The organism is Actinophytocola sp., from assembly GCF_045807065.1.
Classification (GTDB): domain Bacteria; phylum Actinomycetota; class Actinomycetes; order Mycobacteriales; family Pseudonocardiaceae; genus Actinophytocola.
In genome coordinates, this window is sequence record NZ_JBJMIE010000049.1 from 1 (window position 1) to 12,999 (window position 12,999).

Genomic DNA, 12,999 nt, shown 5'->3' on the forward strand with positions numbered 1-12,999 from the left:
CCGCGTCCTAGGTGTTCGGTGGTGGTGGCGGGGTTGTACGGGCGGCGACTCACGCGTCAAGGGCGCCTTCGGCGTCGGGCTTCGCCCGATGTGGCTTCGCTCCACCCTTGTCCCGCGAGCCTCCGCCGCCCTGGGCAGGCCCCTTCGGGGGCAGGCTGGCGCCTGCCTGCCTTGCCCCCGCCACCACCACCGAACTGCCTTGGGGGGAGGTCTGTTTCGCCACCCTGGCCACACGGCTGGGCCCGGCTCTGTCACCTTGGGCGCGGGGCTGGGTCCGGCTCCGTCACCTTGGCGACGGGGCTTGGGTCGCCTGCGTCACCTCGACCACGGGGCTCGGGCCGCCTTCGCCACCTTGCGCCTGGGGCTCGGGTCGCCTTCGTCACTTTGGCGACGGGGCTGGGTCGCCTCCGTCACTTTGGCGATGGAGCTTGGGTCGGGTCCGTCACTTTGGCGACGGGGCTCGGGTCGCCTTCGCACTTTGGCCACGGGCTTGGGTCGTGTCCGTCGCCTTGTCGTCCCCTGAACCCTCCCAGCCACCCACCACTGAACAAACCCTCCTCAGTGGACTCGCGTCGTCAGGCTGCCTCGGGGAAGAAGCGGTTGCGGATGTTGGCGATGGTGCGGAAGTCGTCCGTGGTGACCTCGTCCAGGGAGATCTCCGTGTTCAGTTCCGCCTCGATCAGGTACAGCAGTTCTACGAAGTGCATCGAGTTCAGCACGCCTGTCAGGACCAGGTCCTCGTCCACGTCGATGGGCCCGACGTCCGGGCACTTCGACTCCAGGAATGACGTGATGAACTGTGGTACAGCCGTCGTGCTCATGGCATCCAGCCTCCTTTGGTTACGCGGCCTTGTAGGTCGTGCGCATCTTGTGCGAGAACCACTCGCCGACGGTGACTCGTTCCAGGGTCGGTTCCGTGGTGGAGACCGGGGACATGGGTTCGATCGACGCGTCGTGGTTCGGTAGGTAGAAGAACGGGATGGAGATGCGCGACCGGGCGTCCGGCTCCGGGGGGTTCACCACCCGGTGCACGGTCGACGCCCAGCGGCCGCCTGTCCAGAAGGCCATCAGGTCGCCTATGTTCACCACGAAGCTGCCCGGGATGGCCGGCACGTCCACCCAGTCGTCCTCGCCGCGCATCACCTGTAGGCCGCCCAGGTCGTCCTCCACGTAGAGCACGGTCAGGCTGCCCCAGTCGGTGTGGCGTTCGCGGCGCAGGACCTCCGGTTTCGGGCCCGCGTAGTAGTAGTTGGCGACTATCAGTGAGACGTGGTGGTCGAACTTGTTGTCGAAGAAGGGCTCCGGCAGGTCCAGTGCCAGTGCGAACAAGCGCATGATGTCCGCCGACAGGTCGGTCATCGCGGCGGTGTACTCGTCCCACACCGCCTTGAACCGTTCGTCCGGCCAGATGTTCGCGGCCTTCCACGTGGCGGGGTAGTCGCCCAGTGCGGCGCGTTCCTCCTCGCTCAGGTCGCCGGTCACGTGTGCGGCGAACGCCTCGTACGGGCCGCCCAGCCTGCGCAGGCCCGCCACTCCCGCGCCGCGGTTCGCGCTCTGGTCCTTCACGTCCTCCGGGGAGGTGAAGAAGTGGGCCGTGGTCCTGTACATGCGGTCCACGAGGTCCTTCGACACCCCGTGGCCGACCACGGTGAAGAACCCGGACGTCGCGCACGCGGTACCGATCGTCTCGGCGAGTGCTGCCCGGTCGGCCGCCGTGTCGCGGGTGGACAGGTCGATGATCGGTACGAATTCCCTGGCCATCAGGTCCTCTTTCTATGCCACTCGCCGGTCGAGGTGTGCCCAGAACCGCTCGCGCAGTTCGCGGCGCAGGAGCTTGCCGCTCGGGTTGCGGGGCAACGACTCGACGAGCTCGAAGCTGGACGGGATCTTGAAGTCCGCGATCCGGCCGCGCAGGAACCGGACGAGCTGGCGGGTCGCCACCGTCTCGCCCTGCCTCGGCACGACGAAGCAGTGCACGACCTCGCCCCAGTGCTCGTTCGGCACGCCGACCGCGGCCGCCTCGAGGACCGTGGGGTGCGCGGCGACCGCGTTCTCGATCTCGGCGGGGTAGACGTTCTCGCCCGCCACGATGATCGTGTCCTTGACGCGGTCCCGGATGAACAGGAACCCTTCCTCGTCGAGGTAACCGGCGTCGCCGGTGCGGAGCCAACCGTCCACGATGGTCTCGTCGGTCGCCGCCGGCAGGCCCCAGTACTCCAGCATGACGGCCGGGCTGCGCAACCACACCTCGCCGACCACACCCGGCTCGGCCGGCTCGCCCCACTCGTCGACGACCTTCAGCTCGATGCCGGGGTACGGGCGCCCGGCGGCCTGCATGCGCCGGCCGCCGACCACGTGCTCGGCCGGCGGCAGGCACACCGCGGTGTTCCCGCACTCGGTGAGGCCGTAGATCTGCGCGAACTCGCAGTCGAACATCTCGATGGACCGGGCCAGCAGCGCCTCGGAGATCGGTGAGCCGCCGTAGACCACCTTGCGCAGCGAGGCGAAGTCCTCCTGCCGGGGGCGCGGGGGCGCGAGCATCACCTGCAGCTGCGCCGGCACCACGCACGCGGTGGTGATGCCGAGGGCGGGCACGAGCCGCACGACCTCGCGCCCGGTGAACACCGGCACCGACACCATCGTGATGCCCGCGCCGAAGCCCTGGACCGCCCACCACAGGCCGCCGACGTGGAAGCCGGGGATGCCGATGAGGCTGACGTCGTCGGGCCGCCAGTCGATCCAGTCCAGGCCGGCCTGCGCCAGTGCGGCCCGGACCGCGAAGAAGCTGCGGTGGGGGAGGACGGCGCCCTTGGGACGGCCGGTGGTGCCGCTCGTGTAGACCTGCGCGATCGGGTGTTCCTCGTCGAAGGGCGGGTGCAGCGGGGTGCTGTCGGTGCCGCGCCACTCGGTGATGGCGCTCAGCGGGACGATCCCGCGCAGCCTCGGGAGGTCGGCCTTCATCTTCGCGGCGAGGGTGAGGAACTCGTCGTCGGCGAAGAGCAGGGTCGCGCCGGAGTCGTGGAGGATGTGGTGGATCTCGGCCGGCTTCAGGCGCCAGTTGATCGGGGTGAGCACCGCGCCCGTCTTCGCGGCGGCGAAGAGGATGTCGTAGTACTGCTCGGACTCCTTGCCGAGGTAGCCGACCCGGTCACCGGCCTCCACGCCGGAGCGGTGCATGGCGTTGGCCGTGGTCGTGCTCTGGTCGTGCAGCTCGGCGTAGGTGAGGGTCCTGCCCTGGCAGATGATCGCCGGGTGGTTCGGGCGGGCCTGCGCGTGGTTCGCGATGATCGCGTGGATGGTACTGGTGGTCACGCCGCATCCTGGACGTACTCGACGATGGCTTGTTCGGTGATCAGCTCCGGGATCGTGCTGGGGTCGATCTCCACGTCGAACTCTTGTCGCAGCGCCAGCACCAGTTGTACCTGGCGCAGTGAGTTCCAGCCAGGGACGGTGTCCGGTTCCATGCGAGCCGGCAACTCGTCCGGCGACAGCGAGAACACCGACGCGATCACCTGGCGCACGCGTCCCTCGATCATCTTCGACTCCTCGCTTGTGCTGTGATCAGATTCAAGCAAGTGCTGGTAATCGGGGGGTAAGCAGTCGGGAGTCGCCTTGCCAGGTGCCTTCTTCTTCGCCTTCGCGGCCGACCCACCGGATGCTCGGTGCTCCTGCCCTCGGCGCAGTGCTGTCGCTGGTAGTCGCTTGTCGCTCTTCCAGTGGCCGGTAATGCCGTGAGCAATGCCTGGGCAAGCCTGGTTGTCCGATTTGGAAAGGCGGCTGCACCATGTGGTCGTGGACAGGGAGCTGGTTCGGAGCGGGCTGTCCGAGGGGGCGTGGCAGCTGCTTCGGGTCGCCGCTGTGCTCGGGCGGCGGTTCGAGCTGTCCGAGTTGGCTTCGATGATGCGGCGCAGTGTCGTGGAGTTGTTGCCCTCGTTGGATGCCTTGGTGGACGGGGGCGTTCTCGAGTGGGTCGGGGACTGCCTTGCCTTCCGCACCGAGTTGGTGTGGTCCGTGGTGGTGGACGGGTTGCCTGCCGCGGTTCAGAGTGCGTTGCGGGCCGACCTGGAACGTATTCGAGGGGCCGTGGCGCAGGAGGCGCCCCTCGACGAGTTGTCGCGGGCTGTCGCGCTCGTACGGGCCGCGCTGGCCCGGCCCGGGGCCGCTCGACTCGCTGACGACCTGCATGCCCTGCTCGCCAACCTGTTGTTGCTCAAGGGGCAGAGTGCCACCGCCCGCGCTGCTGCCGAGCGCGTACTGGCCGTGCGGGATGCCCGGCTTGCCGATGAGGCTGCTGCTACGCGGATCGCGGCCATGGCGCTGGCCGGGGAGCCGGACGTCGAGGGCGCGGCCGAGGAGATCCTCGCCACCGCGTCCGCCACCAGTGCGGTGGCCGCCGCGTTCGTGCTGTCCAACGTCCTGTGGTGCAAGGGGAGGTTGGCCGATTCCCTGCGGATGGCTCGGCACCGCTCGCGGATCGGGGGTGGCTCCGCACCGCACTGGTGGTTGTGGCAGCGGCTCGGGTTGATCGAGAAGCTCGGGTTGCTGCGCCGGCTCGACGAGGCCACCGAGCTGATGCGGGACACCCGGGCACAGCTCGCGACCCGTGGGCTCACCTCCTACGAGGGTAACCGGGTGATTGTCGAGGCGCAGCTGTTGCTCGCCGGTGGTGAGCACGCCGCCGCCGCCACGCATGCGAAGGCCGGGGTCGCCGCGGCGCGCAAGGCCGGTAGCCCGCTGCTCGTGCCGCACGGGCTCGCGGTTCAGGCGGCCGTCGCCCTGCGCGGCGATGATCTCGACCTGGCCGCGATGATGGTGGCCGAGTGTGAAGCGGTACAGGCCGGTGCGGACTGCTGGCCGTCCACTGTGTACTCCTGGGTTCGGGTGCAGGTTGTCGCGCGGCAGCAGGGTGCGCGTCGGGCTCTGGAGTTGGCTGACCGGGGGCTGCTGCTCGTGGGGGAGCCGGAGGCGGCGCCGTGGTTGGTGAGTACGGCCTTGGCCGCCGGGGACGACGTGTTGGCCAGGGCGATCGCGCGTGAGGCGGACCTGTTGGCGGCCGGGAATCCCGGCTTCTCCACCCTGGCCGACGCGGCGGAGCGGGCCAGGTCCCTGGTGGATGGTGATGGTGAGCCGCAGACACGGTGGGAGTCCTTCAGCGACGTCGAGCGGTCCATCGCGCGGCTGGTCGCCGAGGGGATGACCAACCGGCAGATCGCGACCAGGGTTCGGCTCTCGCCGCACACGGTCAACTACCACCTGCGCGTGTTGTTCCGGAAGCTCGGCATCTCCTCGCGGGCGGAGCTGGTGCGGCACGTGCCGAACTCCACGGCCGCGTGAGTGATGTGCGATGCCGGCTCAAGTGACGGATTCACATCGGACACATGCACTACTAACTTGAGTAGGGAACCCGTGTCGCCGGGTCGCTCACTTTGGTAGTCGAGAACCACCGGTCCGCGAAGTTACCTTGGTGTCAGTCGAAATCGTCGAGACAGCCGCCGAGGGGCTCCCCATGAAGATCCGTAGGCAGCAGCGTGTCCACGAACTGTTTAGCGCCCGTGCCGTCGCCGCGCCTGACCGCACCGCCGTCGTGCACGGCGACGTGCGGGTCAGCTACGGCGAGTTGGAAGACCGTGCGAACGGGCTCGCCAACTACCTGATCGGCCAGGGCATCGGTCAGGACTCCGTGGTCATGGTCCACTTGGAACGATCGGTCGACACGATCGTCGCCCTGCTCGGCATCTGGAAGGCCGGCGCCGTCTACCTGCCCGTCGAGCCCAGTGCGCCGGACAACCGGATCGCCACCTATGTCAAGGAGACCGGGTGCGCGACCGTGGTCACGCACGACCTCTCCCGGTTCGCCGGGCTCCCCGTCAGCGCGATCACCACCGCGGCCGGGGCCGGGTTCCCCACGACGGAGCCAGGAGCGCGGGTGTCCGCCGGTGACCCGGCCTACGTCATCTACACGTCCGGCTCCACCGGCGCGCCGAAGGGCGTGCTCGTCGAGCACCACTCGCTTTCCTACCTGGTCGACGAACTGGTCGGCCGGTACGGCATCACGCCGGACGACAACGTCCTGCAGTTCGCGTCGGTGTCGTTCGACACCTCCATCGAGCAGATCGCGGTCGCGTTGCTGGGGGGCGCGACGCTCGTGCTGCCCGACCACGCGTGGGCGCCCAGCGAGCTGGCGGACCGGCTGCGGGCACACCAGGTCACCGTCATGGACCTCACGCCGGCGTACTGGCGGCAGTTCCTCTCGGCCGTCGCGGCCGGCGCCGGTGAGCTGCCGGTGCGGATGGTCATCGTCGGCGGTGAGGCCGTGCACGCCGAGGACTGCCGGACCGCGCTCGACCTGATGCCGGGGGTGCGGCTGGTCAACGCCTACGGCCTCACCGAGACCACGATCACCTCGTGTGTCATGGACCTGACCGGGGACGTGCTTCCCGCCCGAGGCACGGCCCCGGTCGGCCGCCCGCTCCCCGGGACCGTCATCCACGTGCTCGACGAGCACGGGGTGCCGGTCGGTCCCGGGGAGCGCGGCGAGATCTACATCGGCGGCAGCGGCGTGGCGCGCGGCTACCTCAGCGACGACGGCCGCGGGCGGTTCCAGCTCGATCCGTACGCGTGCGAGCCAGGCGCGCGGCGGTACCGGACCGGTGATCTCGGGGCCTGGACCGAGGACGGCAACCTCGAGGTCCTCGGGCGCATCGACCGCCAGCTCAAGATCCGCGGCTTCCGGGTGGAGCCCGGCGAGGTCGAGGCGGCCCTCGCCGGACACCCCGCCATCGCCAACGTGGCCGTGAACGCCTACGAGCAGAACGGCCAGCGCCGGCTCGCCGCCTACTACACCGGACCGGAGCTCGACGCACGCGAGCTGCGCGGGTACGCCGGCCGCTACCTGCCCGACTACATGGTGCCCTCGTCGTTCCTGCGGCTGCCCGAGCTGCCGCTGAAGGTCAACGGGAAGGTGGACCTCGACGCGCTGCCGAACCCGGCCGCCGGCCCGGCCGCGCCGGACACCGGGGCCGGCGCGCCGGTCGACCTGTTCGAGCGGGCCGTCGCGCGGATCTGGCGGCAGGTGCTGCGGGTGGACCGCATCCACCCGGAGGACAACTTCTTCGACAGGGGCGGCAACTCGATCCTCGCGGCCGAGCTGATGGCCAAGGTGCGTGGCTCGCTCGGGGTCATGATCACCCAGGTGCGGCCGCTGATCCGGTTGCTGCTGCAGGACGCGACGCTCGCCAGCTTCGCGCAGGCCGTGCGCGCGGCGCGAGCCGGCACGCTCGCCGGCGACGACACCCGTGCCCGCGTCGACTTCGCGGCCGAGTGCGAGCTGGGTGTGGAGATCGACGGCGGCGTGCGGGACCAGGCGGCCTGGGCCGACCCCCGGCACATCCTGCTCACGGGCGGCACCGGGTTCCTGGGCATCTACCTGCTGCGTGAACTGCTGTCCACGACGGACGCCACCGTGCACTGCCTGGTGCGGGCCGCGGACGCCGACGCGGTCCTGTCCCGGCTGCGAGCCGCCGCCGAGCGGTACTTCGGCGACGACCTCGGTGCCTACGGCCATCGGATCGTGCCGCTGCCGGGCGACCTCGCCGAGCCCGGCCTCGGACTGTCCGAAGAGGACTTCGACCGCCTCGCCGCCACCGTGGACGTGATCCACCACCCCGGCGGCCTGGTGAACTTCATCTACCCGTACTCCCACATGCGTGCCGCGAACGTGGCGGGCACCCGGGAGATCATCCGGCTCGCCGCCCGGTACCGGAACATCCCGATCCACTACACGTCGACGATGGCCGTGCTCGCCGGGTTCGGCACTGCCGGGATCCGCCACGTCGACGAGGACACCCCGCTCGCGCACGCCGACCACCTCTCGGTCGGGTACGTGGAGAGCAAGTGGGTGGCCGAGACGCTGCTGCTGAAGGCGGCCGAGCAGGGCCTGCCGGTGGCGATCTACCGCGCGGCCGACATCTCCGGCGACCGCCGCGCCGGCGCGTGGAACCTGGCGACCGAGATGTGCGCGATGAAGAAGTTCGTGGTGGACACGGGCATGGCGCCGGTGGCCGAGCTGCCGCTGGACTACACGCCGGTCGACGTGTTCGCCGCCGCGGTCGCGCACATCGCCGCGACCGCCCTGCCGCGCGGCGACGTCTACCACCTGACGAACCCCGGCAAGGTCAACATCTCGGTGCTCGTCGACCGGCTGCGCGCGCACGGCCACCGGATCCGCGAGGTGTCGTGGACCGACTGGATCGACGAGCTGGTGCGGGTCGCGATCGAGCAGCCCGACCACCCGATGACCCCGTTCGCGCCGCTGTTCATCGACCGCTGCGCAACGGGTGCGATGAGCGTCGCGGAGATGTACCTGGAGGACACGTTCCCGGTGTTCTCGCGGACCAACGTCGAGAACGCGTTGCGGGGCAGCGGGATCGAGATCCCCCCGGTCGACGCCGCGATGCTCGACCGCTACATCGCCTATCTGACCGGCATCGACTTCCTGAAGGCGGCAGCGTGAGCGGGGCTTGCGGAGCGAACCATTCAACGGGAACGACGTCACCGAGCCCGCGGAGGGCGCCGGTGAAGCGGAGCCCGCGGCGCGTTCCGGCGCCCGCGGCGGGTGAGGAGAAGGCGTGATGTCCTGGCACGAGTTGGATCTGGTTGGTGCGCCCGGCGAGGGGCCGGTCGCCTTCCGCGACGACCTGTCCGCGGACGCGCTCCTCGGCGCGTACCGGCACGGGCTGTACCCGTTCCCCGCGGACACCGAGGAACAGAAGATCCTCAGCGAGCTGTCGTACGAGGGCCTGGTCCCGGCGTTCGGCGCCGACCCGTACGGCGTGGCCTGGTGCTCGCCCGACCCGCGACCGGTGATCTTCGCCGGTCAGGCGCGGGTGCGGCGCAGCCTCCGCCAGCAGCTGCGCAAGGTGGACTGGACCACCACGCTCGACGCCTGCTTCGACCGGGTCGTCGAGCACTGCCGCACCGGCCGTTCGCCGCAGTGGCTCACGGACCGGCTCGTGGCCGGGCTGCGCGAGCTGCACGCCGCCGGGCACGCGCACAGCGTCGAGGTGTGGGACGGCGACGAGCTGATCGGCGGCACGTTCGGCGTGCGGATCGGCGGCGTGTTCAGCGCCGACTCGCAGTTCATGTCGCGCAGCGGGGCGGCGAAGGTCGCGGTGGCGTGCCTGGTCCGCCGGGTCGCGGACGCGGGCGGCGTCGCCGTCGACGTCCAGCACGACGGCAACCACGCGAAGCTCATCGGCGCGGTGCCGGTGCCCAGGGCCGCCTACCTCGCCCTGCTCGGTGAACACGCGCACACGGGCGGCGCGCTGCCGGCCGAGCGGCTGCCCGCCCGCCGGCTGGCCGAGCCGGTGCCCGTCGCGGGACTGGCGGCGTGATGGCGACGCGACGCGACACCCACTGGCGGGGCGGACAAGTGCGCTGCGGGTCAGCCGCAAGGTGGGCGCCCGACACTGTGTGATGATCCCGCTCGTCGAAGGAGTCGCCTTGTCCGTCGTCACGAACCCGCGGGTGGTCAGTCTCGCGGAGCGGCCCGACCTGGCAACCGCGATGCTCACCATGGAAGCGACCTGGCCCGCGTACGTCCGGGCCGAGCCACTGCTCGTCAACTGGGCGTTCGAGCGGCACGCCGAGCACCAGCTCGTCGTGCTGGACGGCGACGGCGAGGACGAGCGGGTCATCGGCAGGGCGGCCAGCGTGCCGTTCGCCTGGGACGGTGACCTCGACAGCCTGCCGGACACCGGCTGGGACGAGGTGCTGCGCCAGAGCATGGTCGACACGTACGCCGGCCGCGAGCTGACCGCCGTGTGCGCGCTCGAGGTCGCGATCGTGCCGGGCCTGCGGGCCAGGAACCTGTCAGCGCGAGCCCTCGCGGCGCTCAACGACAACGCGCGGCGGCTCGGGTTCGCGGACGTGATGGTGCCGGTCCGGCCCAGCGACAAGCACGCCGAACCCGACGTGCCCATCACCGAGTACCTCGCGCGCACCCGACCCGACGGGCTGCCGGCCGACGCGTGGCTGCGCGTGCACGTCCGCGCGGGCGGCGAGATCGTCAAGGTCTGCCCCGCCTCCATGGCGATCGCCGGCAGCCTCGCGCAGTGGCGGGACTGGACGGGACTGCCCTTCGACACCGACGGCCCGGTGGTCGTGCCCGGCGCGCTGACGCCCGTCGAGGTCAGCGTGGTGCACGACCGCGCCGTCTACATCGAACCCAACGTGTGGATCCGACACCGGCTGAACAAGTGAAAGGCCCATCCATGACCAGCGTCCTACCCGACCAGGCCGAGAAGATCCGCAACCGCGCCGCGTTGATCCAGGTGATCGGCGGGTACATGGCGGCCCAGGCGTTGCGGCTGGCGGCCGAGCTGAAGATCGCCGACCTCATCCACGACGGGGTGGACACCAGCGCCGCGCTCGCGTCCGCCACCGGGTCGCACGAGCCGTCACTGCACCGGCTGCTGCGGATGCTCGCGGCGGTGGGCATCACCACCGAGCCCTCGCCAGGGCGGTTCGGGTTGTCGCCGGTCGGCGAGCAGCTGCGGACCGACTCGCCGGACTCGCTCTGGGCCTTCACGCGGTTCTTCACCGATCCGTCGCTGTTCACGTCGTGGCAGCAGGTCGGGCACACGGTTCGGACCGGCGAGTGCGCGTTCGACCACGTGCACGGGAAGAACGTGTACGTCCACCTGTCCGAGCAACCCGACCTGTCGGCGCTCTTCAACTACGCGATGAGCCAGGAGTCGAGGATCTCGGCCGCCCAGGTGGCGGCGGGGATCGACTTCACCGACGTCAAGTCCGTTGTGGACGTCGGCGGTGGGGACGGGACGTTGCTCAGGGCGATCCTGTTCGCACACCCGCACCTGAACGGGGTCGTCTTCGACAGTCCCAGTGGAGTGGCCGAGGCGCCCGGGGTCATCGAGGAGGCCGGGCTGTCCGACCGCTGCGAGGTCGTGGCCGGGGACTTCTTCTCGTCGGTGCCCGAGGGCGGGGACCTCTACATCATCAAGAGCGTGTTCCAGGACTGGGACGACGAGCCCGCGGCGAAGCTGCTGCGCACGGTCCGCGCGCACATGCCGTCGGGAGCCAAGCTGCTGATCGTCGGGTCCGTGCTGACCGACACCGCCGGCACCGACGAGCCGGTCATGTTCCTGACCGACGCCAACATGCTCGTGACCGCGGGCGGCCGCGAACGGACCGAGAGCGAGTTCCGGTCGCTGCTCGCCTCGACCGGGTTCACGGTCGAGTTCGTGGCGCGCAACGCGGCCGGTCCGTTGTCCGTTATCTCGGCTCTGCCTGCCTGATTCGTCTGGAGTGTGAGATGATCCCGTTCTCCACCGCGCCATCCGAGAAGATCGACAGTGGTGGCGGCCAATGCATGTACGCGCAGCTCGACCGGTTCCGGGAGTCCGCTCCGGCCGTGGCCGTCGAGTTGCCCGAGGGTGTGGTGGTCTGGTCCGTCACCCGCGGCGACGTCGTTCGCAAGCTGCTGACCCATCCCGGGGTCTCGCGCAACCTGAAGAACAACGTGCCGATGTACGAGCCGGGCGAGGTGCCCTGGTTGTCCCCGTGGGTGGATGTCGAGTCGATGTCCACCGCGGAAGGGCGCGAGCACCAGCGGTTGCGCAAGCTCATCGCACCCGCGTTCACGCCGAAGCGGATCGACGCGATGCGGCCGCACCTGGAGGCCATCGCGGAGGAGTTGCTCGACGATCTGGCCGCCTGTCCCGGCGACGAGCCGGTCGACCTGCACGTCCGGTTCTCCCAGCAGCTGCCGACCAGGATGATCTGCGACCTGTTCGGGGTCCCGGAGGACCTGCGGGCCGAGGTGCTGCGGATCCTGCGGATCGTGTTGAACACCGACAACGTGCCGGAGGAGGAGTCCGCCCGGGTGTTCGTCGACATCAACGTCGCGATGCGGACCCTCATCGAGGGCAAGCGCCAGTCACCCGGTGACGACCTGACGAGCTACCTCATCGCTGCCCGGGTCGATGGCGAGGAGCCGTTGTCGGAGCAGGAACTGGTCGACATGCTGATCCTGCTCATTGGCGGCGGCAGCCAGACCACGGTGTCGCTCATCGACCACACGGTCCGGGAACTGCTCGCCAACCCCGACCAGCTGTCGATCGTCCTGGCCGACCCGTCGCGGTGGCCCGATGCCATCGAGGAGTCGCTGCGGTTGCAGTGCCCGGTCGGGCATCTGCCGATGCGGTGGGCCAAGGAGGACATCGATCTCGGTGAGGGCGTCGTGATCCGCAAGTACGACGCCATCATGATCTCCTATCTGGCGCACGGGCGTGACCCCAAGGTGTTCCCGGATCCGTTGGTGTTCGACGTTGATCGGGAGAACAAGGAACACATCGCGTTCGGGGCCGGGCCGCATTTCTGTCCTGGTGCCCGGTTGGCGCGGCTCGAGGCCGCGGTGGCCGTGCCGGCGTTGTTCGCTCGGTGTCCGGGGCTGGTTCTCGCGGTCGCGCCGGAGGATGTGCCGCCGTTGAAGTCGTTCATGGCCAATGATGTTGCCGCGTTGCCGGTGAAGTTGCGGCACTCGGCGGTTCGGGCTGCCTGACGGTGGTCCGTGGCTCGTTTTAGCTGTTCTGTGCTGCTCGTCCTCGGTGTTCGAGGTTCGGCTTTTTGGCTGTGTCCCTGGGGTTCCGTGGGGTTTGGTGGTGCGCGCCTCGTCTTCGGTGTTCGGTGGCTTGCCGGATCTGTTGCGTCCTGACTGCTCGGTGGTTGGTGGTGCGCGCCGCGTCCTCGGGTGTCCGGTGGGCTTGTTGGTGTGCGTCGCGTGCCGGGTGTTCGGGTGGTTTGTGGTGCGCGCTGCGTCCTTGGTGTTCGGTGGTGGTGGCGGGATTGTACGGGCGGCGACTCACGCCTCAAGGGCGCCTTCGGCGTCGGGCTCCGCCCGATGACGGCCTGGCGGCCGTCACCCTTGACCCGCGAGCCTCCGCCGCCCTGGGCAGGCCCCTTCGGGGGCAGGCTGGCGCC

At 69.9% G+C, this 12,999-nt stretch carries 10 protein-coding genes; 6 read left to right on the plus strand and 4 right to left on the minus strand.

Features of this window, described 5'->3' with window-relative positions; genetic code table 11:
- Positions 1 to 575 precede the first annotated feature (575 nt).
- Genes ACJ73U_RS02820 through ACJ73U_RS02835 form a run of 4 tightly spaced genes read right to left on the minus strand, consistent with a single transcriptional unit; the run spans position 576 to position 3,536 of the window.
- The gene (locus ACJ73U_RS02820) at positions 576 to 821 is read right to left on the minus strand and encodes a phosphopantetheine-binding protein (protein ID WP_407775908.1); all 246 of its coding nucleotides are present in this window, start codon (positions 819 to 821) and stop codon (positions 576 to 578) included.
- Between the two features lie 19 nt (positions 822 to 840).
- A complete protein-coding gene (locus tag ACJ73U_RS02825; protein WP_407775909.1) occupies positions 841 to 1,761 on the minus strand; it encodes an isopenicillin N synthase family dioxygenase in 921 nt (306 codons plus the stop codon).
- 12 nt (positions 1,762 to 1,773) lie between these two features.
- Positions 1,774 to 3,312: a long-chain-fatty-acid--CoA ligase gene (locus tag ACJ73U_RS02830; RefSeq protein WP_407775910.1), complete on the minus strand. Its 1,539-nt coding sequence runs from the start codon at positions 3,310 to 3,312 to the stop codon at positions 1,774 to 1,776.
- A complete protein-coding gene (locus ACJ73U_RS02835; protein WP_407775911.1) occupies positions 3,309 to 3,536 on the minus strand; it encodes an acyl carrier protein in 228 nt (75 codons plus the stop codon). Before ACJ73U_RS02835 ends, ACJ73U_RS02830 begins: the two co-directional genes overlap by 4 nt.
- Positions 3,537 to 3,792: 256 nt before the next feature.
- Between ACJ73U_RS02835 and ACJ73U_RS02840 the strand changes: the two genes are divergently transcribed.
- From ACJ73U_RS02840 to ACJ73U_RS02865, 6 genes are all read left to right on the plus strand, one after another.
- Positions 3,793 to 5,334: a LuxR C-terminal-related transcriptional regulator gene (locus ACJ73U_RS02840; protein ID WP_407775912.1), complete on the plus strand. Its 1,542-nt coding sequence runs from the start codon at positions 3,793 to 3,795 to the stop codon at positions 5,332 to 5,334.
- Between the two features lie 172 nt (positions 5,335 to 5,506).
- On the plus strand, positions 5,507 to 8,512 hold the full coding sequence (locus tag ACJ73U_RS02845) for a non-ribosomal peptide synthetase (protein WP_407775913.1): 3,006 nt from the start codon (positions 5,507 to 5,509) through the stop codon (positions 8,510 to 8,512).
- A 118-nt stretch (positions 8,513 to 8,630) separates the two neighbouring features.
- A complete protein-coding gene (locus tag ACJ73U_RS02850) occupies positions 8,631 to 9,392 on the plus strand; it encodes a leucyl/phenylalanyl-tRNA--protein transferase (protein WP_407775914.1) in 762 nt (253 codons plus the stop codon).
- A gap of 109 nt (positions 9,393 to 9,501) precedes the next feature.
- Positions 9,502 to 10,260 (plus strand): N-acetyltransferase, encoded by a 759-nt coding sequence (locus ACJ73U_RS02855; protein ID WP_407775915.1) that lies wholly within the window; start codon positions 9,502 to 9,504, stop codon positions 10,258 to 10,260.
- An 11-nt stretch (positions 10,261 to 10,271) separates the two neighbouring features.
- Positions 10,272 to 11,315: a methyltransferase gene (locus ACJ73U_RS02860; RefSeq protein ID WP_407775916.1), complete on the plus strand. Its 1,044-nt coding sequence runs from the start codon at positions 10,272 to 10,274 to the stop codon at positions 11,313 to 11,315.
- Between the two features lie 17 nt (positions 11,316 to 11,332).
- Positions 11,333 to 12,580: a cytochrome P450 gene (locus tag ACJ73U_RS02865; protein WP_407775917.1), complete on the plus strand. Its 1,248-nt coding sequence runs from the start codon at positions 11,333 to 11,335 to the stop codon at positions 12,578 to 12,580.
- Positions 12,581 to 12,999: the final 419 nt, after the last annotated feature.